We start from the raw sequence: 25,420 nt of genomic DNA on the forward strand, positions 1-25,420 counted from the left end.
AGCCGATTTATTCCTTACTTTTATTATTCCCTACTGAAACTTTTCAAGCACTTTCTGGTTAATGAGGACATGTAACGTTCCTTGATTCAGATTGCCGCGATCCTGGTCTGGAGGGAAGGACTGTCCATTTCCAGACTACTGTGGTTCGCCAGCTCAAATGCGGATTTCGGGATGATTCCGATGCCGAGATTGTCTTTCTGACAAGTCTCGTGGATCATCTGGTAGAATCAGCGGTAAATGACCAGAGGTTGCTCGTGCAGCTCTTCGAATTATTGTTTTATGCTTTATTCAAGTTGTTGAAAGTAAATTTCTAATGTTGATGAATCAGAATATTCTTTCTGTTATTTCTACAGTTGGGATCTATTTACATATAAGGTTATAAGGATTATATTGGCAATGTAAGTGAAAACAATAGATGGAAGGGGATGTTTTTTATGTTTAAAAAAGCAGCACTAGGGATTTCATCGTTAGCAATCACAGCGTTCGTCGGATTAGGAATGGCAACAGAGGCTTCTGCTGGACCAGCAGCACCACTTACTTCATTAAACGTCGTACAAGTAGAATCTGAACTGGGCGGAGTAGAAACGATTAACCAGAACAGCTTTAGCACATCACGTAATCACGGAGGAAAATACTTATATATTACCACGAAAGAAATGGGATATGGCCAAAACCCATTTGCTAAAATGAATGGATCTAATGTAAAAAGTATTGGATCCACTATAATTGGTGGAAGACCGATCGTTGGCTGGTATTATAAATGGGATGCTTCTGGACACCAACAAGGAACATTTGAGTACCAAAAGACATCTATAAATGCACCATTTAATACAATGCGTACATCAATTTATATCCAATAGTTTTGAAAGCGTTCGCACATTTAAATAGTCAAAGAAAAGGCACTCCTAGGAGTGCCTTTTCTTTGACTTGAACCATGTTCATATATATATTCCCCATCCCATAAAATAGGATCCTAGACACCAATAGACTTTATTTGAAAAATAGTTTACATATAATAGAAGATGGATGGGAAATACAAATAGACAACAATGAGCAGCAGCAAGTATTAAAAGAAAAGTAGATACAATTAGGGGGCGTATTTCATGTATAACTTACAAGAAGATATGTATGAACAATTGAAAGAGAAAAAAGGGGAAGTTACTGTGTTTTTAAAGAATGGCGTTCCAGTACGTGGGCAGATCCTTGCAACAGATAAATCTGCCGTCCTAATGATGGTTCATGGTAAGCAACAACTAGCCTATAAGCAAGTAATTTCCACAATTCTTAAGTAATTCTTTTTCCTTTTTTCGAGAGAAGAGGAAAAAACACAAAAAAATAGAAGATTGAGATCAATCTTCTTTAAAAAAGGAACAGATGACAGATTACTACTCCAACTCTTAATCAATTATAAATAAGTACATGTAAATATTCAATCCATTCCAAGTTTTCTCAACATCTTTGTCTTATTTTTAAATTATAATATAAGTAATTCTTTTTATTATTATATGTTTGTTCTTTCCTGTTACAGAATCCTTAAGCTATTAAGGATTCCTTTTCTTGTATCTAAAATCCAAAAATAAAAAGATAAGATTCGGAAATACGATCTTATCTTTAGCACAAGGAGTAAACAAAAGGATAACCATCATATTGTTAGTATAATTTGTTTTTTTGTTAATTTTGAATATTAGAGCTGTAATTAACAAGTATATTTATATTGAGAAATTTATTACAAAATTAGTTACAAATGATTCAAAACTCCAATGTAAACTTTTATTTTATTGAAGCTTATTCCACAAACATACCCGTTTGTTCATTTTTTACTGTTTGAAAGCCATACTCTTTATATTGATTCATTTATTGGAAAAACCGAAAGTTTTAAACTCTCTCTATTACATATTTACTTTTGGAAAAATAGCCTAACTCCAAATACTAATAATACTGTGCCAGTAATACCCTCTATTGTACGGTTCACCTTTTCTTTTCTTAAAAAAGTTCTTAATTGACGTATTAGAGAGATATAAAATAAATACCATATTGCTGTCAAAGTCGTAAATGTGAATCCCAACAAAAGAAATTGGAAGAAATGACTTTGATTACTCACAATAAATTGGGGTAGAAAACTAAGGAAAAATACAGCCGTTTTTGGGTTTAAGATTGCCGTGGTAAATCCTTGTCTAAAACTTTTAACCGTTCCAATATCCTTAGAGTTTACTTCCACTGAACCTGACATATCTTCTTTTTTAGAAAAGGCACTTTTAATTGACTTTACAGCTAAATAAATTAAATAAAATGCCCCAGCATATTTTATTAATGTAAATAGCATAGCAAATTTCATTAAGATAGCAGAGAGTCCTAGTGTAGCCATTATTGTATGAATCATCATTCCAGATACCGTTCCTAAGACGGTCTTTATCCCACCATTTCTACCATGAGAGATAGTGTTTTTTGTAACTAAAGCAAAACCGGGACCAGGCATCATTATAATAAGGAGTGCTGTTAGGATAAATAGCAAATAATTTTCCATGTTCTGGTATTTCCCTTCTGATTTTTAGTTTCGCTTATAGTATAGCTTTTTTCCTTAAAACATTAAATATAAAAAGTGTGATCAGGATAGTATCATAAACTTTCAAGGTGTTGTAATTGATTTATAGAGGGCTTCACTTAAATAATGTTCTTCTGTAAATGAGCGTTTTAATGAAATGCCATTTATACAAATAATCAGATTTTTTATGGAATGATAACGCAATTAAATAAATTAAGAGCGTTTTTTAATTACTTTTTCTCGGAACAATCTTAATTTTCTTTTGTTTATTGAGGGTATTAGTATCAACTTGACCAAATATTATCCAAAAACTACATTGATAAAACAGACAGCAAAGCTATGCATACATTTTCTTTAGACAATTAGCTAAATATCATTTAAGCTGTAATTTTATGAAAATATAATAGCTGATTTCAAATATAATTGTAAATAAATGTAAGTATATGACCTGTTTTTACACGTATCTCGATTATACCCCATATTGATATAAAGGCGTTATCCTTTCCTATGATTTCTCAGAAAGAATACTGCCTTTTTCTTTTTAGGGGGTATTTTGTCTAGTTAGCTTGATAGCGATGTGGTTCTACCCCTTATAAATGTTACAAAAATCTTTCAAATAGCTCTAACTTGCACAATGCTTCCCGTTAATATAATACGCTGATTCTGTGAAAACCGTAAATACAACCTCTACTTCTGGAAGTCCCAAATCCATTATATATGTAGTAATGGCCTTGGCAAATCGATCACGAATTTCCTGTCCACGCTCGAACCATTTCACTTCAATAAGAGGAAACGCTTCTATTTCTTCTCCATTGAATATAAACGTAGAACTTGGTAGTTCCAACGTAAAATTATCCGTACCACACTCACAAATTTCTGCGAGCTCTTCTACTAATGGCTTACTTAAGTGTTTTAATTGTTCAGTAGTAATTCCACGAAACACAACATGCGGCATGTGAATCCCTCCGTTAGATAGCTTTATATTTGCTCACATCATAGCACAATTTATTTTGCTACACTAGAATCTATTGATACATTTCAATGACATTCTTAAGAATGATCATATGTTATTGAAGCAATACAAGTATTGTAACTATTTAAAACATATGAGTGCTCGGTAATTGGGTAAATAAAAAATGCCTTATCATTCTCCCTGTAAGGAGGCATGAGGGGGCCTCTATTAGAAAAGGGATGGTGCGCTTATATATTTTAAAAAGAAAAGACACCCTAAAGTGCCTTCCTCCGACTTGATAACCACTTTAATTTTAATAACATTGGATTCCCATCCGAATATTATTTTACCACGTTAAGTAATGTTAGTCATTGAGAAAGTCAAATACGTAGTGTTCATATATAGTGACCCCTAGGATCAAACAAGATTTAATACAGTTTTTTTGTTGATCCAAAAACAAACGATAAACCTAAAACCGCGCTAGAATAGAAATGTATGAAAAAATGCATAGGTCCATAGAACGAAAAAAGGAGGTTTCCTTGAGAGAGTAGGGTTCCTCTTTTTCCTTGCTACTTATAATGAGACGTTATATCAACCTAACATGTATAGGATATACACTGTTCCTTATTCAACTAAATGGCAGGTTAGTTGAATTGTATTTTGGTCAATATGGGAATTTTCGGATGCCCTCTAGAATATAAAAAATATAGATTGTATTATAGGGGGTATATAATGAAACAAAACATTTATGATAATCCGTTTTTCTTTAAAAAGTATAAGTCATTACGTGAAGCTGGATTTACCTTTAATGATTTTGTTGAACAGCCAGCAATTAAATCTATAATTGCTAATCTTACAGATAAGTCTGTATTAGATTTGGGATGTGGAACTGGTCACTTTTCTATGTACTGTGTAGAAAATGGTGCCTCGAAAGTTATGGGAGTGGACATCTCAAGAAATATGATTGAACAAGCTGAAATGTATAACAAAAATGAAAAAATAGATTATATGTGTGTACCAATAGAAGAACTTAATTTGCCAAATCAAAAATTCGACTTAATAACAAGTTCTTTAGTTATACATTACATAGAAGATTACTCACATCTAATTAAGAAAATAAGTGGTCTGTTAAAAAATGATGGTGAATTTATCTTTTCAACAGAACATCCAATAGTAACAGCTCGAAAGGAAATGAATAATTGGTTTAAGGATAATAATGGAAATAGATTACATTGGGCATTAGATAATTACCAAGAAGAAGGAAAAAGGGAGGAACATTGGTGGATAGATGGTGTTGTTAAATATCATAGAACAATTTCAACATTAATTAATACTCTAATAGACAACGATCTTGTAATAGAGAAAATTATTGAGCCAGAGTCAACTCCAACAGGATTAGAAAAAATGCCAGAATTAATAAATGAAAAACGGAGACCATCTTCTATTATCATTAAATCAAGAAAATATTAAGGTTGAACCCCCGTTGATTAACTACTGGCTTTATTTTTAAAAAAAGAGTAAAAATTTTTTCTAATTTTAAAAATAAGATTGTGAAGAAATACACTTAAACTAACGGGTGCTTTAAGTGAGCAAGAAATTAAAAACTTTTAACTTCAGCTTTCGAAAATTATGTAAATAAGTTGTCCATATGGACAGCTTATTGTGTTTTTAGCTTAGCGTGGTTTTTTTTCGAAATGCTGGCGGTACCCCATCGTCATCAAGCTAAAATTTTATAGTACCCTCAGAACAAGATTTTTTTCTAATTTGTAACTGAAAAAGATAACAGGATAATATACTAATCATTTAATGGGAAGGGGATGTGATTGAGGTGAATAATGCATATAATGAAAAGACGCATACATCGATTAAACAATTATTAAAAAAGTTTTCACCAAAAGCTCCTGGCTTTGCATATATTGCTAGTTTTGATAGCGTGGTAACTTATAAAGGTGCGGTTGCCTTAGCTACTATAGAGGGAAATATACCTATAACTACTAAAAATATTTTTAATATTGCCTCGGTTTCTAAACAATTTACTGCGTTTTCTATATTACTCTTAGAACAAGAGGGAAAATTGAGTTTAGATGATTCAATTGTAAGGTTCGTTCCTTCTATAGGAGCATATGCTGAACCTGTAACATTGAGACACCTAATTCATCACACTGGTGGACTAGTTGATTATATGGAATTGGCTGTATCAGCAAATATTAAATTTACAGATACATTAACTGTGGAAGAATCGTTAGAGCACCTTAAAAATCATCAAATTGCAAGGTTCCCAGCTGGCACAAAATTTGAGTATAGCAATACAGGATATTTTTTATTATCACAAGTGGTAGAGAAGGTAAGTGGCAAGTCTCTACGTCAATTTACAAAGGAGCGTATTTTTGATCCTTTACATATGAGAGACACAACAATTGTAGATTGCTACCCAACAACTATACCAATTATTAGTGGGTATTCGAAGAATGAGCAAGGAAAATATAAAATCTATGAAAGCCCTTGGGAACATACAGGTGATGGGGCAGTTCATACAAATGTTGAAGATCTTGTAAGATGGGGAGAAAATTTAACTACAGGCACTGTTGGTGGAAAAGAACTTGTTAAAAGAATGAGCGAAATAGGTCCGAAAATTTCTCCAACTGGGGAGACGATTATTGACAATGAAGATTATGCTTTTGGGCTAAGGCTTGCAGAAGGTTTTAACTGTCGATACTTGGAACATTCAGGTAGCTGGGCAGGTTATCGTTCACACTTCATGCGGTTTCCAAAAGAATATTTGACTGTTGTAGTACTAAGTAACTATGATGGATTTGACTCTAAAAAATGTGCTAATGAAATAGCAGAAATTGTTTTAGAAAAGTAAAAAATAGGGCGTAGAAGACAGTATCTAGATTTGGTTAACCTCACGTTGTTTTAGGTGTAATTGATTTTGAGAACGGAAGGCAAGCATATATTTATGCCTGCCTTTTTTCGTATTAAAACGAAGATAAATATTAATATTAATATTTATACAGTTAAAAAAATAATTAGAAATTTTTTAAATATAGATTAATTAATGAGGTCGAATTTTAAAATTTTTAAATCGATATATAAAAATTATATGTTATGATTATCAAACTCAATTTTATTAAAAATTGAAATGTTAATTAATATTCCTATTGCTATTAAATTGACCATTAAAGAACTTCCACCAAAACTTACAAATGGAAATGGGGTACCTGTAAGAGGAAATAGTCCTGTAATACCACCTAAATTTACAACAGATTGCATACCGATCATACATCCTATACCAATTGCTATAAAACTGCCAAATGGATCTACACATAATTGTGCAATTTTTAAGGAGCGAAGTACTATAGTCAAAACTCCAGCCAATATAATAAATACACCAATAAATCCTAGTTCTTCAGAAACTATTGCCATTATAAAATCTGTATGTGGTTCCGGAAGATAACCTGTTTTTTGTATGCTATTTCCAAATCCACGACCAGTGATTCCTCCGGAGCCAATGGCAATAAAAGAATTTACAAGCTGGTATCCATTTCCTTGCGCATCAAGAAATGGATTGAAAATCGTAGTAATACGTTTCTTTTGAACTTCTGACAAACTATTTTGAATCAAGAAATATAAAATAGGTAACCACAAAATAGAACTGATGATAATTCTTTTGATTAGTAGATTTATATTTATTCCTGAGCAAAGAAATATGCTAAAACCTATACCTAATATTAAAAGTGCAGATCCTAAATTTGGTTGTTTAAAGATAAGAAAAAAAATTGTAGCTAAAAAGAATAAAAGTTTTCCGATACCTCTCCAGTTATTTTTAGCTTGTTTTTGTCTTAATGCAAAAAAGCGGGCTGTTACAAGTATTGTTCCTAATTTAAGAAATTCAGCTGGCTGTATTCCAAAGATCCATGATTGGGCATTATTTACCACTTTTCCTTTCCATAAAACCATAATCAATAAAAAAATCCCCCCAACCATAATACAGATTGAGACTATTCGTTTTTTCCATATTTCATATGGGAGTAAAGCACAAACTATTAACCCTATTGTTCCTAAAAGTAGCTTTGTTAATTGAGAATCAACAAAATGTCTACTGTTATAACCGTAATGTTGGACAGCGACAATGGAGCTTGCACTATACATCATGATAATACCTAAAGTACATGTTATGAATAGAGGAAGGAGCAATAGATAATCGAGTTTTAATATTTTTTTCATTTTAATATCCTCCTGATTTAAAACAAAACATAATATTACATTTGCTTATGAATAGAATCTTGTTCTCGTCAATTACTAAATATGACTTTTGTTTAGGAAGATTCTATCGCTTACTCCCTGTTTTTTTACGCAAAAATCCCCCTAGTATGTAACTAGAGGGATTCAAAATGGCATGACTAAATAAGGCTTTTTTCCCCCTAGTAGAGCTTTGGCACTATACAACGTAAAGTAATGAAAATTCATTACTTAGCTATCTTAAGAAGAGCCTTAATCCGACAATTCCTGTTCTACCCATTGGCGTCTTTCGACATTTTTGGGCAATAGCCTGTGTTTGCATAGGAGCCTCACCTAACAGGTTAAGCAATATAAATTTTATGTGTTTGTTTCGTGTAGCAAGCATAAATATATTTTTTTTGCTTGTCAAGCAACCATATTGCTAATTTTATTTGTTTTATTGCTTTATAGTCCTTTGAGAAATGATTTGAAAAAATGTATGTAATCATTCCGTATAAGTACATATTTTTGACTTGTAGTGTATCGTTTGATTAAGTAGTTTAACCATATAAATTTGATAAACAGTAAAGAAGATTTTAATCATAAAAGAAGATTTTTTATGAATGTTCTTTTGATATACAGAATGACTAATTATTCATCTTTTGTTATAAAATTGGAATTTGATTAAAAACAATAAATTTCATATGTTTTATTACGTTTCTTTGAATTAAATCTATTTGAATTCTATGTTTTTTAAGGAGAATTTTAAATTTAAAATAAAATATAATTTCATTTTCTATAAAAGATTTTTTTATGAATGGAATTGAAAGTCAGTTGACAAATATTAAATTCTGGTTTAAATTTTGAAGTAATTCAATAAACTTTGTTAGGTGAGGCTCCTGTATAGAGAAACGCTGCTGCCCAAAAATGTCGAGAGACGCCAATGGGTCAACAGGAACGGTCGGATTAAGGCCCTTTTTAATGTAGCTGGTTATAAAAACCTATGCTATACAGTGCTAAAACTCAACGAGGGAGTGGTATACGATTTGATAGAAAGGCACCTCTGTGATTTTGGTAGGGCGGTCTTAATAATCATTTATTTGTATTGTGAAAAAACCTTTACTCCTTTTTGAGTAAAGGTTTTTCTGTTTAATTTTATTGTAACTACTCAGCCACCTTTCGGTGTCTTTTTTAAATTTTACTAGTTTCATATGCCTCCCATTTGTAAATACTGAGTATATCAAACAGGGGAGGTGAATCTTATGGTCGATCGAAAAATTATTTTAGATACATATAAAAAAGGACCTGAAGCTGTTATTTCTTTATTTGAAGAAACATTTTCTAAGTTAGAAAAACGTATACAAGAACTAGAAAATGCTTCAAAAAAAAACTCCAAAAATAGTCATAAGCCACCTTCTACAGATGGTTTGGGTAAGCCCGTTACAAAAAGTTTGCGCAAACCGTCTCATCGTCAAACGGGTGGCCAGTTGGGCCACAAGGGACATACTCTTGGTTTGACAGCGACTCCAGATCATACGATTACACATTCTCCTACATATTGTACTTGTTGTCATACTTCCTTGAACCACGAGCCTGTAAAAGGGTATCGCATTCGCCAAGTGTATGACTTACCACCTATTCAGATCGAAGTGACAGAACATAAAGTAGAACAGAAAGAATGCCCACATTGCCATTCTATCCAAGAAGCCCAATTTCCTTCGACAGTATCTCGTCCTGTTCAATATGGTCCAAATATAAAAAGACTGATTCCCTATTTAACGCATTATCAATGCATTTCTTTGAAGCGAACAAAAGAATTCTTTCAGGATTGTTTTGGACATTCTATAAGCGAAGGAACCCTGGTAAATCATACACAGGCTTTCGCTTCTCAATTGCAGCCATTCATAAAAGAAGTAAAGGAAAAGATTCTGCAGTCTCCTGTTGTCCATTTTGATGAAACTGGTATGCGTGTAGAAAACAAAACACAATGGTTACATACTGCCAGTACACCGGAGGTGACATTGCAACATATTCATCAAAAACGTGGAAAAGAAGCAATGGATGCTGGAGAAATCTTGCCATCTTTTTCTGGAATTGCGATGCATGATGGTTGGAAATCGTATGATGCGTATACAGATTGTCGTCACGTTTTATGTAATGCCCATCTCTTACGAGATTTACAAGGAATTATAGATAGTACTGGAGAACAATGGGCACAACAGATGCAGAAATTTCTAACGCAAGCGTTGACGATGAAAAAGCAATCCGAAGGTACCATGCCAAAAGCGACGCAAAAGAATCTGTTTATTATGTATCAATCCATATTGAAAGAACAACAGATTCTTTCCACGAAACAAAAGAAGAAAGGAAAGCAGACGCCTTCTCAAAATTTATGGAATCGCTTCGTCAAGTATTCTGACAGAATTCTAGCGTTTTTAGAACATCCAGCCATTCCATTTGATAACAATCAAGCAGAACGGGATATTCGGATGACGAAAGTAAAACAGAAAGTGTCTGGGACTTTCCGAAGTAAGAAAGGCGCAGAATCTTTTTGTCAGATACGAAGCTTTATGAGTACCATGAAAAAACAAAAACAATCGGTCTTACAAGCGATAAACCAAGTCATAGAAACTAGAACGGTTCCTTGGAATAACACGACTTCATAAGAGAATTTCTCTATTTGGCATAGATTCTTTCTCTGATTGGAGTATTTTCTTTTCATGTTTTCGAATCGGAAACATGTATTTGGCCTGTTTTTTTATTTGAAGAAGCTGAGTAGTTACATTTTATTTATTTTTATCTGGTCTATATTCAAAAAGGAGGTAATTCTAACTAATGAATTTATTGCAATGTAACTATTATTGCTCTAATAAAAAATTTAAGGCAGATAAAATAAAACAAAACCACTCATGAAACTCTAGAGTCTCCCTTAGCAATATGAGGAGGAGTTAACATGAAGAAATTATTAAAGGAATTACTTGTAACCAAAAATAACTTGGATGCAGAGAAAGTTTTACGTCATCCATCGTATGATATTGCACAAGAAGTAAAACAGTTTTCAATTGAAAATCAAGTCATATTGCTAAATACGATTCCTGTATTAAAAAGCTCTAAAATTCTTCAATATATGGGTGCAGAAGAAAAATATAATATCTTAATTCACTTATCTGAAAACAAAGCTAAAAAGTTACTAAATTTACAACCGATTGATGAATTAGTAGATTTACTGCTAGCGGTTCATCCGGAAAAACAGGCTAAATTAATGGCGTATCTAGATAAAATCACAAAACATAACGTGAAAAAATTGATGACCTTCAAACCTGAAACGGCAGGAAGTCTTGTAACAAGTGATTTTGTTGCAGTTAGAGGAAATTGGTCAGTAAAAATGACATTGAAGTACATTAGGGAACATTCTAAAAATGTAGAATCAATATCTTATAGTTATGTTCTTGATAGTCATGGTTATCTTGAGGGAATCGTTTCCATACATGAGTTATTACTAGCAGCAGATGAAGAGATATTATCTACTATCATGATTCAAGAGGTAATTTCAGTACACGCTGAAGTTGACCAGCAAGAAGTTGTAAAAAAGCTACTGAATTATAATTTAGCAGCAATACCTGTCACAACAGCAAATAATAAAATGATTGGTATTATAACATTTGATGACGTAATGAGTGTTATGGAAGCAGAAGCTACAGAAGATATTCAAAAGTTAGGCGGAAGTGAACCATTGAATCAATCTTACTTTGAAGCTAGCATTTGGAGTATTTTCTTAAAACGTCTACCATGGTTATTACTTCTTTTTGTTGCTGAAGCATATACAGGTACGGTATTAAAGTATTTTGAAGACGAAATTGAAACTGTAGTTGCCCTTGCTTTCTTTGTTCCATTATTAGTAGGTACTGGAGGGAATACAGGAACACAGGTTGTAGCAACAATTACTCGTGCAATTGGTATTGGAGAGGTGAAATTTAAAGACATTTTCCGTGTAATGAAAAAGGAGTTTGCAATTGGTATGTTTCTTGGACTTGCACTTGGGATAGCTGGGCTCACTCGCGCTTATATGTTAGGAGTTGGAACAGAAGTTGCACAAGTTGTAGCAATCACTTTATTATTTATTGTTATTTGGGCCTCTCTTGTTGCAGCTGTTTTACCTTTGATTCTAAGAAAATTAAAACTAGATCCTGCAGTTGTTTCAGGTCCATTTATTACAACATTTGTTGACGGGACAGGATTAGTAATTTATTTCATGGTTGCAAAAACGTTATTAAATTTGTAAGTATACACTCAAATAAATACGAAATGTAAAATAAGTATTTTGCATTGCTTGCTAAGACTTAGTGGGGAACTCGGGAATGAGGAAAATCAACGCTTTTGTCTTTATTAAAAAATATTTTAAAGGATTCATTGAATGTAATTAATACCGGAGGATAAAACTATGAAACATCTAAGAAAAATCTTCAAACGAATTTTGCTTCTATTTTCTATTTTCATGCTTATTGGCATAGGAATATTATTTGGTACTAGCTATGGCCGAGAGCTTCGTATAACAATCGCTGGAAGTATACTAACTTCTCAGCATCCACAATATGCGAAATATACATTCCTAACCCAAAAGGAACTAGATAAACTGCAAGATAGAATTAATCATCCGAAATGGTCAAACAGTGATGAGCATATTTATAAAAAAATAGCTGGAAAAAGATTAGAAGAATTAAAAAATCAGCCATTAGAAATTGATGTAGAAACAATTAAAAGCAATAAAGATAGTCGTTTTCTTTTCGAAGGAAGGTTAGTTACCATAAGCAATCCCTTCAATGTTAAACTTGTTAGTCATCTAGGAACACAGGGCGCTAACAGAGGAGAAAAAATTAGTGTAATGGCAAAACGTAATCATGCACTTGTTGCTGTGAATGCAAGTGGATTTGCTGATGAAACAGGGAGGGGTGGAGGAAATATGGCAACTGGCATAGTAATAGAAAATGGGAAAGCTATTGATACGAATATGGATAGAAATACCCCTACAATTATTACGGGTTTAACAAAGTTTGGGCAAATGATAACAGGAAATTATTCTACCCAACAACTTTTGGATAAACAAGTTGTTTCCGCAGCTGGATTTATGCCACAGTTAATTGTTAATGGAGAAAAAATGATTACAGAAGGAGACGGTGGTTGGGGTTCGGCTCCACGAAGTATTATGGCCCAAAAAGAAGATGGTACAATTATGTTTCTAGTTATTGACGGTAGACAGACGCATAGTATAGGAGCTACGTTAAAAGAGTGTCAAGACATCCTATATGAAAAAGGAGCTATAAATGCAATGGCAATGGATGGAGGTTCTTCTGCTACGCTATATTTAGGGGGAAAGGTTATAAATTCGCCTTCCACATTATCTCATGAAGATCGTTATTTACCGAATGCTTGGGTGGTAACAGCAAACCAAAAACAAAAAATAAAGATGACAATTGATGGGAGAAAAATAGATACCAAAACATCAGATGAATTTGATGCGAACATTTCAACGAATTTATGAATTATTAAAAATAGAACAAATACATGAGTTTTATCTCGTTAGTTGGAAAATTGAAATTATTTTTTGAAATTAGAAATTATTATTTCATATTCATGATTTGCACAATATCAAATGAGAGTGATGAGGATTCCAAATTTACGGAATTCTTATCACTCTTTTTTAGTTTTTTGTAAATATGGAACAATATCCTTACTTTCACTGTCTATTAAGCGTTAAAACATTTTTTATTAAATAAATTACGAAAGGAATCATCATTTTTAACTAAGGGAGAAGATTGAATTGAAAAAATTATGGATGCTGCTTTTCGTTTGTTTCGCAGTTTTGTTGGTAGGATGTAATAAAAACGAACCACCAAAACAAGCATTTGAAGAATATATCAATTTATGGAATGATAGAAAATTTGCAAATATGTATGATCATTTATCAGACCATGCCAAAAAATCGATTTCTAAAAAAGAATTCACAGAAAAATATCAAAAAATCTATGAGGGGATTGGAGCTAATAATTTAAAAGTTAAAATGAAAGGAGAGAATACGAAAGATAAAGAGCTTTTTCTTTTTGAAGTTAAGATGGATACGGATGTAGGACCAGTTTCATTCATCCATGAAGCAAAACTTGTGAAAGATAAAGAGTCTTGGGAAATAGATTGGACACCAGACTTCATCTTCCCAGGTATGAAAAAAGATTACAAAGTACGTATGCAAATAGAGCAAGGAAAACGCGGAGAAATATATGATCGAAATGGAAAAGGGCTTGCAACGAATGGTAAAGCGACTGAGGTTGGAATTATTCCAGAGAAACTAGGCGAAACAGCAGCGCAAACGAAAGAAATAGTAGCACAATTACTTGATATGTCTATAGAAGAGGTCGAACAAAAGCTCACAGCGAAATGGATAAAACCAGACTCCTTTGTACCAATTGGCATTTTAAAAGAGGGAACCAGACAGAATGATTATATTGAATTAGAAGGAGTTTCATCTCACCCAGTAAATATTCGTACGTATCCATTAGGTGAAGCAGCGGCACACTTAACTGGATATATAGGAAAGGTGAATGCGGAGGAGTTAAAATCACTTCAAAAACAAGGTTATCAAGCAGATGATTTAGTAGGTAAGACTGGTTTAGAGAAAGTGTTAGAAAATAAATTGCGTGGTGAAAAGGGTGGACGCGTATTTATAGAAGATGAGAAGGGGAAAGAGATTAAAAACGTAGCAAAAAAAGAAGCCAAAGAAGGAGAAAATGTTACGTTAACAATTGATGCTGCAATTCAAGAAAAAATCTTTAATGAGATGAAAACTGAAGCAGGGTCTAGTGCAGCGGTCAATCCTAAAACAGGTGAAACAATCGCACTTGTAAGTAGCCCTGCTTATAATCCAAATATAATAGTTAGAGGAGCATCGAAAGCCCAACGAGAAGCATGGAGTAACGACTCGAAACTACCAATGACGAATCGCTTTACACAAGCATTTGTACCAGGTTCCGTATTTAAAACGATCACAGGTGCAATTGGTTTGGAAACAAACACAATAAATCCGAAGGAAGAATTTAAAATTCAAGGATTGAAGTGGACAAAAGATTCATCTTGGGGAAATTACTATGTAACGCGTGTAAAGGATGCAAGTCCAATTGATTTTGATAAGGCAATGAAGTATTCTGATAATATTTATTTTGCTCAACAAGCTTTGAAAATGGGAAAAGATCAGTATGTAAAGGAATTTAAAAAGTACGGATTTTATGAAAAATTACCAATCGAATACGAATTTCCTATTTCAATCATTGCAAAAGATGGGATAAAAAACGATATTCAACTAGCAGACACGGGCTATGGACAAGGACAAGTATTAATGACGCCACTTCATTTAGCATTAACATATGCACCGATTGTGAATGAAGGGAATATTCCGTCGCCACATCTTTTAAAAGAAGCAAAAGTAGCAGGGAATTGGAAAGAAAATGTGGTTTCTAAAAAGAATCAAGAAATATTAAAGAGTGCATTAATCAAAGTCATTAATGACCCTGATGGTGCAGGGAGAATTGCAAAGGTTGATGGTGTAACGCTTGCTGGTAAAACTGGTACAGCAGAACTGAAAGAGTCGAAAGAAGCAGACGGAAAAGAACTGGGATGGTTCGCAGCTTTCGATGCAAATGCGCCAGACATGATTGTTACAATGATGATTGAAGATGTAAAAGGAAGAGGGGGAAGTAACGTTCCAGGTGAAAAAGTAAAACATGTATTTCAGAAATAATACTTAATTATAAGGTGAATTTTTTGACTACATTTATTACATGTTTGCTTAACTCAAAGATATAAATTGGTGAAAATATAGAGCAATGAAATTTCAAAAAAGCATTCTTTCTAATCGAGAATGCTTTTTTGCTGCGACTCTAGAAAGTTAATACCTTATCTTAATTTTCATTTCTGAAAAGTTGGCATTGCTAATGGTAAATAGAAGAGTATAGCAAGTTGAAATGGACAAGTGGAGTGTTACGTTAAATTCAAAAAACAGATTTTCATGAGTAGAATTTTATCATTGTATGCTTTACTTGTTTTTTAGTAGTATTATTCTGCTTGAAAAAAGATAAACAATGGAACAAATGAAACTTGTATCTTGTCTATATATTGAAACCATAATAAAAGTGAGGGCAGTTTTTATGTTTATTCAAATAAGTTTGAGGTGTGGAAATGGAACAGACGTTTATTGAAAAGTGTAATCATGATGAGCTGGACTATGTTATAAAAGACTATTGGCAAGATGTATGGAATTATTCATTTATTATTACGAAAGATCCACACTTATCAGATGATATCACGCAAGATGTATTTATAAAGGTGTTTAAAAATTGGAATTCATTTCGAAAGGAGTCATCTATTAAAACGTGGATTTTAAAAATCACAAGAAATACGGCAATAAACTATTTGAAATCCTCCTATTTTAAAAGGATATCTTTAATAGGATTTTTTAGTGACGATAAGCAATCCCTGTCAGCAGAACAAGAATTTTTTAACCAAGAAGAGATGAATGAGGTGTGGAAGGTTGTATTAAAACTACCTAAAAAGCACCGTGAAATAATTATATTGGACGCAAAATATGAATTATCATATGAAGAAATGGCTGAAACATTAGGAGTATCCATTGGAACTGTAAAATCGAGATTAAGTAGAGCAAGAAGTAAGGTTTCAAAATTAATAGGGGAGGGTAGTAGTGATGAACAATAAACAAAATCCTGACTGGTATAGAAAAATAAAAAAAGGCCCAATGGAGAATCGTAAAGATGAAGAAGAATTTATTTCTAAAATAAAGCAGTCTATATACGAAAATAATGAAGTGGATTTTGTAAAACATAAAAGACCATTTCATAAAAAAGCATTACCTATTGTAGTTGTTTTAGTTTGTACAATGTTATTTTTTATTGTTCAACAACCTTGGCTTGATGATAATAAATCACCAGTACAAAGTAGTACTCAAATTAAGCCTAAAACAAAAGATGAGTCTGCTCAAGATCCATCATTAAAACAATTTATGAATGAACTATATCAAAGTACGAACTCAAAAAATGAAAATGACTTGTACAAAGCGTTAAATGATGAAGTTCTATTTAAAGGGAAGAGTTATAAAAAGGATGAACTGAAGTTTGATGAAGATATTTTTCATGAGTTGCAAGTCGCCCTTACAATGGGGGGAGAGTTTGGAAATGATACAAAGCAAGTATATAAAGTACCAAGTGGATTGACGGAAAGTAACCAACCAAAGCAAGCACATTTTATATATGCAACTGTTACTGGAAATAAAACAAAAATTTTAGCAGAACCAAAGCGAGAATCACAAGTTTTATATGAAGTATCTAATGAAATGGTAAAAGCTTGGATTCCAGAAAAAGTGCAGAATGATGGATATATAAAAATATCGACAATTAACGGTAATACTGGATATGTACAGAAAGAGTACATTTTAACTGATATTAAATATTCATTTATGTTCGAAAAGAATAATGAAGGTATATGGAAAATAATAAATATAGATTCTATATGGTAAAAGAGGAAGGTTCACTTTAATGAACCTTCCTCTTTGTTTTTATTCTCTTTTTGAAGAGTATTCCAGTACTCTAAAATTTCTGATGTAACGAGAGCGGCAATGTTTTTTTCGGAATTACTGCCAGGAATAACGACAGAAACGGCAATTTGTGGATCTTCAGTAGGAGCATATGCAATGAAAAGAGAATGATTTACCATTCTTTCTTGCTCATTTGGAAAACCTGTAATACCTGTTTTACCTGCGACGTCAAAGGGCAACTTTTTAATTTCCTCTATATTTTGACTCATTCCACCTTGCACGACACTCCAAAAGTTCATCGGGTAACGATTTGAACTTTCTAAAATGGTTTTAAACTTTTTGGTTTCCTTACCATCTTGACCAATAATCGCACTTACGATTTGAGGTTTATATTTATCACCTTTACTTGCCAATGTTGCTGCATATTGAGCGAGTTGAAGAGGAGTATGCACTTCATTTCCTCCCCAAGAGGCATTTAATAAAGCAGAAATCCCATTTTCAAATTTATTAGATGGATGGAATTCATATTGTCCGTCTTCTTCAAAGGGCAAATCAATCCCGGTTTTAGAACGTAGGCCGAATTGCATTAAATAATCTGTCCATATATGTGCCACTTTTTCTATATTTCCATTATTTTGGTTGAATAAGGGCAGAGATACTTTTGCTGTCATAAATGTGTTAGATGAATTAATGATAGCCTGCCTCGGTGTAATCTCACCTGTTGGTGTTCCAGGTGCATTCGTAATGTTATTTTGATTATCATACTGAAAAGTACCTTTATCTAAATAAGTATCTTCGGGTTGAAAAAGTTTTTCGTTTAATCCAATTAAAATAGTAAGTGGTTTTATAGTAGAAGCCATATTTACATAAGATTCACCATACTTTAATTTTTGAATCGCTTTATTTTGCGAAAGAGATTTAATATTTTCTTTTCTAGAAGATACATGTGTATTTAATATATTTGGATCAAAAACTGTCGAGTTGACCATAGTTAAAATCGCGCCAGTTTTTGCATCGCTCACTACAGCATAACCAGCTTTAGCATCAGGTGTTTTCTTAATTTGCGATCTTAATGCTTCTTCTGCCTTTTGCTGCAACTCAGAGTCTAAAGCTAGCCGTACATCTTTTCCTTTTTGTACTTTTTGAATGTTCCATAAGAACTTTTTATTATTCAATTTAAAAATAAGAGTTTTACCTGGTTTTCCTTTTAAATCATTTTCATATTGCAGCTCAATCCCGCTTTTTCCAACAGCCATATGTTTTGAATTAAGGTCATTTTCTACATACCCAATTACTTGTGAACCAATTTCGTGTTTAGGATAATATCGAATCCATTCATCTTTAATTATTACATTATTGGGTTTGTTTTTGTTTATGAATGCAAGTTCATTCTCAGTTATATCAGAGTATAACGGTATATCATTCATAGTCTGCTTTTTACAAGATTGTTGTAATTGAGATTTTATGTTCTCTGTAGAAATATCATGTTGAAACTCGCTTGAAAATTGATTAAAAAAAGCTAATGTGCTTGATGTATCTTGTTTCGATAGCTTTTCATCATTAGAAGTGCAATATAGAGACTTAACTTTCTTATTTGTAGCTAGTATTGCACCATTTTGATCAAAAATCTTTCCTCTTTCAGCTGAAGAAGTTGCGATAGTAATTGAAATGAAGTTGATTTTTAATAAAATTAGTAAAATCAAACCTACAATAGAAAGAACCGCAAATAATCTCCATCTTTTTGTATGTAACATATAACCCTCCCTTATGTAGCCTACTTCATCTTATATTTAATTATTTTTTTTGTAAATGTGGAACAACTGTATTGTTTAGGTTGTCTATTAAGTATTACAGCATGAAGAAAGGAATAATCAATATGAAAAGTTACTAGCAAGCCTATGTGTAAAATATAATATGAGTCACATTGCAAGCGACAAAAAACAAGTGAGAAAAAAGGAAGGGAGATTTATCAATTACGCGGCTATACAAAAAGGAATTAATACTTACAAAGATTTAGAAAAAAAGATAAGACACTATTTATAACCGAATAATGGTTTCAAATATATAGGGAACGTTTAAGTATTAGTGAGGAGTTCCGGAAGAATTATATGGAGGATTTATGAAAGAACAAAAAGGAAAGAAACAGAAGACATATATATCTATTCGGTTAAATATTATGTTCCTTTGCATATTTTTACTATTCTCAGCTATTATTATGCAGCTAGGGAAAGTACAAATTGTGGAGGGAGAGGCTTATAGGAACCAAGTGGAAAGTAGTCAAAATGCAATAACTAGTATTCCAGTTCCACGTGGACAAATTTTAGATCGAGAAGGGAAAACAGTCGTTAATAATAAACCTCTTCGCACAATTACGTATACAAGGGTAAAGGGGATTACGAGTGAAGCTGTTTTAAAAACAGCAAAAGACTTGGCGGAAGTACTTGAAATGCCCGAACAAGACATAAATAAATTAACCGATATCGATAAAAAAGATTTTTGGATGCAGTTGAATTCGAAACGTGCGGAGACAAAGATTACTAAGAAAGATATAGAAAAGTTTAAAGAAAAGGGTATAGAGGGGAAAGAGTTAGATAAAAAAATAGAAGACTTAAGACGAGGTCGCGTTACAGAGGTAGAATTAGCAGAATTAACAGCACAAGATTTAAAGGTGTTAGCTATTAAAAGTAAAATGAGTTCAGGTTATCAACTAACACCACAAATTATAAAAAAAGATGTAACAGATGAAGAGTATGCGCGGATAAGCGAAAATCTTGGAGATTTTCCAGGAGTAGATGCCACTGTTGATTGGGAACGTAATTATGTAAATGGTAATTTATTTCGTTCTATATTAGGAAATATTACGAGTAGTGAAGAAGGATTACCGAAAGAAAATTTAGATTCTTATTTAGTACGTGGATATAACCGTAATGATCGTGTTGGAAAAAGTTATATTGAACAACGATATGAAGATGTATTACACGGCACGAAAGAAGAAGTGAAAAATATTACTGATAAATCAGGAAACATTGTTAGCACAGAAATAATCTCTAAAGGAAAAAGTGGTAATAGTTTAACATTAACGATTGATATGGAATTACAAAAGAAAGTGGAAGAAAGTATAGAGAAAAACTTGAGAGCTTTTAAGAGTTCAGAGCCACTGCTCGATCGAGCTTTTGTTGTCATGACAAATCCAAATAACGGACAAATTTTATCTATGGCAGGCAAAAAGATTGTAGAAAAAGAAGGGAAAATAGAGGTTGAGGATTTGGCGTTAGGTAACATGACAACTTCGTATGAGCTAGGGTCAGCTGTAAAAGGTGCTACTTTATTAACTGGATATGAGACAGGGGCAATACATCCAGGAGATCAATTTTATGACGCGCCGATGAAATTTAAAGGTACACAAGCTAAAAAATCGTGGAATGTATCCGGATTTGGTAATATTAATGATTTACGAGCTTTACAAGTATCTTCAAATGTATACATGTTCCAGACAGCTTTAAAAATTGCGGGAGTCAATTACGTACCAAATGGCTCATTGGATATTAAACAAGGAGCATTTGATACGATGCGCTATTATTTCAAGCAATTTGGTTTAGGTGTCCCAACAGGTATTGATTTACCGAATGAAATAATTGGACAAACGAGAAAAGTAGATAGTCAACCTGGGTTTTTACTAGATTTTTCTATCGGTCAGTATGATACGTATACGCCGTTGCAATTAGCGCAATATATTTCAACGATTGCGAATGGTGGTTATAGAATGCAACCTCAAATTGTACAAGAAATACGAGAACAATCAATAAAAGAAGAGGTTGGCAAAGTTATACGTTCCATAGAGCCTGTCGTATTAAATCGAATTGATATGAAGAAAGAACATATTGATCGGATAAAAGAAGGGTTTAGATGGGTATTCCAAGAAGGTGATGGAACTGGCGTGAAATATTTCAAAAACGCGCCATATAAACCAGCAGGAAAGACAGGAACAGCCCAAACTGTATATGGTGGAGATGACCCGATTGGTAGAAATGCAAAAGGAGAACGTATGGAATGCTACAACTTAACGTTAGTTGGATATGCTCCATATGATAATCCAGAAGTAGCATTTTCCGTAGTAGTTCCATGGCTTCATGATGATAAAAATGGAATTAATTCTATAATTGGAAAGGAAGTATTAGATGTATACTTTGATTTAAAACAGCAACGTATACATGGTGAAGCTACTAGTACAGGTAGTTCTAAGCAAAATTAAGATACTTTTCTCAGGGAAGAGAACCTGTTTGTATAAAGCCATTTATAAGAAAAAATGAAATGTGAAATAAGAGATAGCGGCGATCATAGCTACTATCTCTTATTTTGTTAATAACTCTCATACTAGCTATAAAATTTTTTTCAGTTTATGGAACAAATTTGGTTCGGTGATTGTCTATTATGTGTACGTATAAAAAGGTACTAAAAATTTGGAAGGAATGATGATTTTGAAAAATAAGAGGATGCTAAAAATAGGAATATGCGTTGGTATATTAGGTTTAAGTATTACAAGCCTAGAAGCTTTTACAGGAGGGGCACTGCAAGTTGAAGCGAAAGAAAAGACTGGACAAGTGAAACATAAAAATCAGGCGACGCATAAAGAGTTCTCTCAACTTGAGAAAAAATTTGATGCTCGATTAGGTGTATATGCGATTGATACTGGTACAAATCAAACAATCTCTTATCGATCTAACGAAAGATTTGCCTTCGCATCAACCTACAAGGCTTTAGCAGCAGGAGTATTACTACAGCAAAACTCAATTGATACATTAAATGAAGTAATCACATTTACGAAAGAAGACTTAGTGGATTATTCACCTGTTACAGAGAAACATGTAGATACTGGAATGAAACTAGGAGAAATTGCTGAGGCTGCTGTTCGTTCAAGTGATAATACTGCAGGGAACATTTTATTTAATAAAATAGGCGGACCTAAAGGATATGAAAAAGCGCTTAGAAAGATGGGGGATCGGGTTACTATGTCTGATCGCTTTGAAACAGAATTAAACGAAGCTATTCCAGGAGACATTCGTGACACTAGTACAGCGAAAGCAATTGCTACGAATCTTAAAGCTTTTACGCTCGGAAATGCACTTCCAGCTGAAAAACGTAAAATTCTTACAGAGTGGATGAAAGGAAATGCTACAGGGGACAAACTTATTCGTGCAGGCGTACCAACTGACTGGGTAGTTGGAGATAAATCAGGTGCTGGCAGTTACGGGACAAGAAATGATATTGCTATCGTTTGGCCTCCAAATAGAGCACCAATTATCATCGCAATTTTATCTAGTAAAGATGAGAAAGAGGCTACCTATGATAATCAACTCATTGCAGAGGCAACGGAAGTTATAGTTAAGGCTCTTAAGTAATAATCTTTCAATTCTTTATGTAATATAATTAAAAATAAAAACTTGGAAAGCGATTCTTTTTAATGTGAAAAGAATCGCTTTTTTTATAAGCATGTAAACTATTTATACCTATGTATTATAAAGATATAATTAATGTAGAAAAGAGGGTGAATAGTTATGGAGAATGACAATCAAGTCTTTTGGAGAACAGATTGTCTTGTTTTGAGAAGGTTTAGTATGGATGACACTAACTACTTTCATTTTTATCGTTCTAATCCAGAAGTGGCTAAATTTCAGTCATGGGTTAATTATCAATATCATGAGGCTAAAACGTTTGTAAATGAACAAGTTAAAAATAATCCTAATCTACCAGGTACTTGGTTCCAGTTCGCAATTGCTTTAACTGAAAATAACAAAATAATTGGAGATTGTGCACTTCACACACTTGTAAATGAACCTCGCATCGTAGAAATCGGATTTACTCTTTCTCCAGAATATCAGGGAAAAGGCTATGCAACTGAAGCTGTTTGTGCCTTATTGAGTTACATATTTCATTCATTAGGAAAACATAAGGTGATTGCATTTTCGGACGTTCGAAATAATAAGTCTATTTCTGTACTAGAACGAGTGGGGATGAGGAGAGAAGGTCATTTATTGCAGAATTACATGCTAAAAGGCCAGTGGATTGATGAATATCAATATTCAATATTGAAGTCTGAATGGAAGGACGCTACATAATTATAAAATTTAGAAACAATGAAGGAACTTATTCATGAAATTGATGAAAATGCCTTTGTCAATGTATATGATGTTGCGGAAGTACAAGGCGGAAACTTTAAAAAGCATGATATCCATTAAGGGTATTAACTAACTTAAATATTTTATACATAGTTGATTATTGAAAAAGATAAAAACCTCACCACATATAGATATACAACTGATATGTACTAAGTTGTATAACTGCAAGGTACATAGAACTAAAACTAAGATATTCATACGAACTCAAAAAGCTGAAATTCCTTAACTTGGGAATTTCGGCTTTAATGTTATATGATAGAGTTACGATTAGAACAGAACCGGGCATGTTTACTTCAACAGAGTGATATAAGTTCTTCAGTTCCTAAAATTAGAAACTTGTACTTGATTATCGTAGTTAAATCGATTTCACTTTAAAAGAGAACCGTTAGATAAAAAGAATAATCTATTGAAATGTTTTTGAGAATTGTAGTATTGATGAAGATTTTAGGAGGGAATATGAGCAAGAAGATTAAAAGAAGTATATTACTTATTGCTACATTAGTAGGTTGTAGTATCTTTTTATTTTTACAGAACAATTTAATAAGTATAACTGAGATTAAAATAACCTCTAGTAAAATACCATCCTCTTTTAAAGGGTATAAAATTCTACAAATTTCAGACTTACACAATAAAAAATTTGGCGATAATCAAGATGTGTTAATTCAAAAAATGAAAAGTATAGACCAGATATTATTGCAATTACGGGTGATTTAATTGACAGTAAATCATACGATGCAGAAGTTAGTATGCAATTAATACGAGAAATGGTAAAGAAGTATCCTGTATATTTTGTGACAGGAAACCATGAACAATGGTCTGGAAAGTATAACAGTTTAGAAAAAGAGTTGAAGAAATATGGTGTCAATGTTTTAAGGAATGAACATGTAGGCATTCGAAAGGATGAGCAAGAGATAAACTTGCTAGGTATTGATGATCCAGAGTTTGGTACTGGAAACCGTGATGAAGGAAATATTATAATAGATGAAATTAAAAAAGCAAAAATTGAAATGCAGCCAGATAGATATAATGTATTATTATCCCACAGGCCTGAATTTATAAAGGAATATACGAATGAGCGGTTGGATTTGGTTTTATCGGGACATGCTCATGGAGGGCAAGTTAGATTGCCATTTATCGGTGGATTAGTTGCTCCAAATCAAGGTGTTTTACCTAAATATACAGCGGGTTTATATGTAGAACAAAATACATCAATGGTAGTGAGTAGAGGATTAGGAAATAGTATCATTCCGCAAAGGATTTTGAATAGGCCAGAAATTGTAGTCGTGCAGCTAAATTAAGCTGTACGATTTTTTTTATACAAAAATGAGTAAAGGGGCTTTCTGTATTTTGCAGGAGTAAACATTACAATTTTGTTAAAAATTTTCTACGTTACATAAAGTAACAAAATTTGACCCTCAGTGTTTGTTATAGTGTAAATAATCAAAAAACTTAAAATTTGTCGAGTGAAAATTGTGATAAATAATTCATATAAAAAACTTAAAGGGGTGTACACATGCATAAAGAATATGAAATTGAAGAATACACGGCGATTGAGGAACAAATCCATTATTATTGTAAATGTTTATTAGTAAGTCATCCTGATCAAATAATAAAGTATTTAGAAAAAAGGTTAGAAAAATATGCAGAAACATTACAATATGCACATTTATATCCTGACACAGTTATTTTACCGTTACAGCAATTAGTTATCGAATATTCTTTAGACGTTGCTAGAATTCGGAAGTATATGAATTTAAAAACGTAAAGTGAAATTTATAGTTTAAATGAAACAGAGTCGACTTTAGGAAATGAAATTCTAATGTCGACTCTGTTTCATTGTTTAATATCGGCGGTGATTGAACATACATACTAATCAACGAAGTTTGACATATAATTAAGCAAGAGTAAAATAAAAGTGAGTACTCACTCATTTTTAT

18 protein-coding genes, 2 pseudogenes and 2 riboswitches are annotated in these 25,420 nt (G+C 32.8%); of the genes and pseudogenes, 16 read left to right on the top strand and 4 right to left on the bottom strand.

Going from position 1 to position 25,420, the window contains the following annotated elements; translation table 11 throughout:
* Nucleotides 1-434 precede the first annotated feature (434 nt).
* Nucleotides 435-860, top strand: coding sequence for a DUF4879 domain-containing protein (locus MHH55_RS06550; RefSeq protein ID WP_000472918.1), 426 nt, complete (start codon nucleotides 435-437; stop codon nucleotides 858-860).
* Nucleotides 861-1,103: 243 nt separating this feature from the next.
* Nucleotides 1,104-1,292, top strand: a complete 189-nt coding sequence (gene hfq, locus MHH55_RS06555) for an RNA chaperone Hfq (RefSeq protein ID WP_078187432.1) — start codon at nucleotides 1,104-1,106, stop codon at nucleotides 1,290-1,292.
* A 605-nt stretch (nucleotides 1,293-1,897) separates the two neighbouring features.
* On the opposite strand, the gene MHH55_RS06560 is transcribed toward hfq, so the two are convergent.
* Nucleotides 1,898-2,524, bottom strand: a complete 627-nt coding sequence (locus MHH55_RS06560; protein ID WP_078187431.1) for a LysE family translocator — start codon at nucleotides 2,522-2,524, stop codon at nucleotides 1,898-1,900.
* A 640-nt stretch (nucleotides 2,525-3,164) separates the two neighbouring features.
* A complete protein-coding gene (locus MHH55_RS06565; protein ID WP_001120963.1) occupies nucleotides 3,165-3,497 on the bottom strand; it encodes a DUF1904 family protein in 333 nt (110 codons plus the stop codon).
* 729 nt (nucleotides 3,498-4,226) lie between these two features.
* Between MHH55_RS06565 and MHH55_RS06570 the strand changes: the two genes are divergently transcribed.
* Both MHH55_RS06570 and MHH55_RS06575 read left to right on the top strand, forming a co-directional pair.
* A complete protein-coding gene (locus MHH55_RS06570; RefSeq protein ID WP_074553486.1) occupies nucleotides 4,227-4,964 on the top strand; it encodes a class I SAM-dependent methyltransferase in 738 nt (245 codons plus the stop codon).
* Nucleotides 4,965-5,322: 358 nt separating this feature from the next.
* Nucleotides 5,323-6,360, top strand: coding sequence for a serine hydrolase domain-containing protein (locus MHH55_RS06575; RefSeq protein WP_078187430.1), 1,038 nt, complete (start codon nucleotides 5,323-5,325; stop codon nucleotides 6,358-6,360).
* 233 nt (nucleotides 6,361-6,593) lie between these two features.
* Here the strand turns inward: MHH55_RS06575 and MHH55_RS06580 are convergent, their stop codons facing one another.
* On the bottom strand, nucleotides 6,594-7,721 hold the full coding sequence (locus tag MHH55_RS06580) for an FtsW/RodA/SpoVE family cell cycle protein (RefSeq protein WP_074553482.1): 1,128 nt from the start codon (nucleotides 7,719-7,721) through the stop codon (nucleotides 6,594-6,596).
* Nucleotides 7,722-7,907: 186 nt separating this feature from the next.
* Nucleotides 7,908-8,084, bottom strand: a riboswitch (M-box (ykoK) riboswitch).
* Nucleotides 8,085-8,590: 506 nt separating this feature from the next.
* Nucleotides 8,591-8,756, top strand: a riboswitch (M-box (ykoK) riboswitch).
* Between the two features lie 221 nt (nucleotides 8,757-8,977).
* Between MHH55_RS06580 and tnpC the strand changes: the two genes are divergently transcribed.
* The 6 genes from tnpC (at nucleotide 8,978) to MHH55_RS06610 (ending at nucleotide 17,289) form a co-directional block, all read left to right on the top strand.
* Entirely contained in the window at nucleotides 8,978-10,381 is a 1,404-nt protein-coding gene (gene tnpC, locus MHH55_RS06585; protein ID WP_100910632.1) for an IS66 family transposase, read from the top strand.
* Nucleotides 10,382-10,668: 287 nt separating this feature from the next.
* Entirely contained in the window at nucleotides 10,669-11,997 is a 1,329-nt protein-coding gene (gene mgtE / locus MHH55_RS06590; RefSeq protein ID WP_078186952.1) for a magnesium transporter, read from the top strand.
* 159 nt (nucleotides 11,998-12,156) lie between these two features.
* Complete coding sequence (locus MHH55_RS06595; RefSeq protein WP_078186951.1) at nucleotides 12,157-13,254, top strand: phosphodiester glycosidase family protein; 1,098 nt, start codon at nucleotides 12,157-12,159, stop codon at nucleotides 13,252-13,254.
* Between the two features lie 279 nt (nucleotides 13,255-13,533).
* Nucleotides 13,534-15,501 (top strand): penicillin-binding transpeptidase domain-containing protein, encoded by a 1,968-nt coding sequence (locus tag MHH55_RS06600; RefSeq protein ID WP_000737758.1) that lies wholly within the window; start codon nucleotides 13,534-13,536, stop codon nucleotides 15,499-15,501.
* Nucleotides 15,502-15,938: 437 nt separating this feature from the next.
* Entirely contained in the window at nucleotides 15,939-16,472 is a 534-nt protein-coding gene (locus tag MHH55_RS06605) for an RNA polymerase sigma factor (RefSeq protein ID WP_000438330.1), read from the top strand.
* Nucleotides 16,462-17,289 carry an SH3 domain-containing protein gene (locus tag MHH55_RS06610; RefSeq protein WP_074553476.1) on the top strand — a complete coding sequence of 276 codons (828 nt, stop codon included), beginning with the start codon at nucleotides 16,462-16,464 and terminating at the stop codon, nucleotides 17,287-17,289. The genes MHH55_RS06605 and MHH55_RS06610 overlap by 11 nt, the downstream gene beginning before the upstream one ends.
* 11 nt (nucleotides 17,290-17,300) lie before the next feature.
* Here the strand turns inward: MHH55_RS06610 and MHH55_RS06615 are convergent, their stop codons facing one another.
* A complete protein-coding gene (locus tag MHH55_RS06615) occupies nucleotides 17,301-19,061 on the bottom strand; it encodes a peptidoglycan D,D-transpeptidase FtsI family protein (RefSeq protein WP_078186950.1) in 1,761 nt (586 codons plus the stop codon).
* Nucleotides 19,062-19,426: 365 nt separating this feature from the next.
* Between MHH55_RS06615 and MHH55_RS06620 the strand changes: the two genes are divergently transcribed.
* The 6 genes and pseudogenes from MHH55_RS06620 (at nucleotide 19,427) to MHH55_RS06645 (ending at nucleotide 25,248) form a co-directional block, all read left to right on the top strand.
* Complete coding sequence (locus MHH55_RS06620) at nucleotides 19,427-21,559, top strand: peptidoglycan D,D-transpeptidase FtsI family protein (RefSeq protein ID WP_000662981.1); 2,133 nt, start codon at nucleotides 19,427-19,429, stop codon at nucleotides 21,557-21,559.
* Nucleotides 21,560-21,779: 220 nt separating this feature from the next.
* Complete coding sequence (bla, locus tag MHH55_RS06625) at nucleotides 21,780-22,706, top strand: class A beta-lactamase Bla1 (RefSeq protein ID WP_139362463.1); 927 nt, start codon at nucleotides 21,780-21,782, stop codon at nucleotides 22,704-22,706.
* 156 nt (nucleotides 22,707-22,862) lie between these two features.
* Nucleotides 22,863-23,423, top strand: a complete 561-nt coding sequence (locus tag MHH55_RS06630) for a GNAT family N-acetyltransferase (RefSeq protein ID WP_017656373.1) — start codon at nucleotides 22,863-22,865, stop codon at nucleotides 23,421-23,423.
* Between the two features lie 18 nt (nucleotides 23,424-23,441).
* Nucleotides 23,442-23,543: pseudogene (locus tag MHH55_RS06635) on the top strand (DUF2179 domain-containing protein); the annotation flags it as partial.
* Between the two features lie 396 nt (nucleotides 23,544-23,939).
* Nucleotides 23,940-24,781 (top strand): annotated as a pseudogene (locus tag MHH55_RS06640) (metallophosphoesterase).
* Nucleotides 24,782-24,996: 215 nt separating this feature from the next.
* On the top strand, nucleotides 24,997-25,248 hold the full coding sequence (locus tag MHH55_RS06645; RefSeq protein ID WP_000548621.1) for a hypothetical protein: 252 nt from the start codon (nucleotides 24,997-24,999) through the stop codon (nucleotides 25,246-25,248).
* Nucleotides 25,249-25,420: the final 172 nt, after the last annotated feature.

It is taken from the genome of Bacillus sp. FSL K6-2944 (genome assembly GCF_038005385.1).
GTDB classification, from domain to species: Bacteria; Bacillota; Bacilli; order Bacillales; family Bacillaceae_G; genus Bacillus_A; species Bacillus_A cereus.

Bases quoted from the DNA above. Each gene is read 5' to 3' on its own strand.
- MHH55_RS06550 (WP_000472918.1), top strand. From the start codon at position 435: ATGTTTAAAAAAGCAGCACTAGGGATTTCATCGTTAGCAATCACAGCG.
- hfq (WP_078187432.1), top strand. From the start codon at position 1,104: ATGTATAACTTACAAGAAGATATGTATGAACAATTGAAAGAGAAAAAA.
- MHH55_RS06560 (WP_078187431.1), bottom strand. From the start codon at position 2,524: ATGGAAAATTATTTGCTATTTATCCTAACAGCACTCCTTATTATAATG.
- MHH55_RS06565 (WP_001120963.1), bottom strand. From the start codon at position 3,497: ATGCCGCATGTTGTGTTTCGTGGAATTACTACTGAACAATTAAAACAC.
- MHH55_RS06570 (WP_074553486.1), top strand. From the start codon at position 4,227: ATGAAACAAAACATTTATGATAATCCGTTTTTCTTTAAAAAGTATAAG.
- MHH55_RS06580 (WP_074553482.1), bottom strand. From the start codon at position 7,721: ATGAAAAAAATATTAAAACTCGATTATCTATTGCTCCTTCCTCTATTC.
- tnpC (WP_100910632.1), top strand. From the start codon at position 8,978: ATGGTCGATCGAAAAATTATTTTAGATACATATAAAAAAGGACCTGAA.
- mgtE (WP_078186952.1), top strand. From the start codon at position 10,669: ATGAAGAAATTATTAAAGGAATTACTTGTAACCAAAAATAACTTGGAT.
- MHH55_RS06595 (WP_078186951.1), top strand. From the start codon at position 12,157: ATGAAACATCTAAGAAAAATCTTCAAACGAATTTTGCTTCTATTTTCT.
- MHH55_RS06605 (WP_000438330.1), top strand. From the start codon at position 15,939: ATGGAACAGACGTTTATTGAAAAGTGTAATCATGATGAGCTGGACTAT.
- MHH55_RS06610 (WP_074553476.1), top strand. From the start codon at position 16,462: ATGAACAATAAACAAAATCCTGACTGGTATAGAAAAATAAAAAAAGGC.
- MHH55_RS06615 (WP_078186950.1), bottom strand. From the start codon at position 19,061: ATGTTACATACAAAAAGATGGAGATTATTTGCGGTTCTTTCTATTGTA.
- MHH55_RS06620 (WP_000662981.1), top strand. From the start codon at position 19,427: ATGAAAGAACAAAAAGGAAAGAAACAGAAGACATATATATCTATTCGG.
- bla (WP_139362463.1), top strand. From the start codon at position 21,780: ATGATTTTGAAAAATAAGAGGATGCTAAAAATAGGAATATGCGTTGGT.
- MHH55_RS06630 (WP_017656373.1), top strand. From the start codon at position 22,863: ATGGAGAATGACAATCAAGTCTTTTGGAGAACAGATTGTCTTGTTTTG.
- MHH55_RS06645 (WP_000548621.1), top strand. From the start codon at position 24,997: ATGCATAAAGAATATGAAATTGAAGAATACACGGCGATTGAGGAACAA.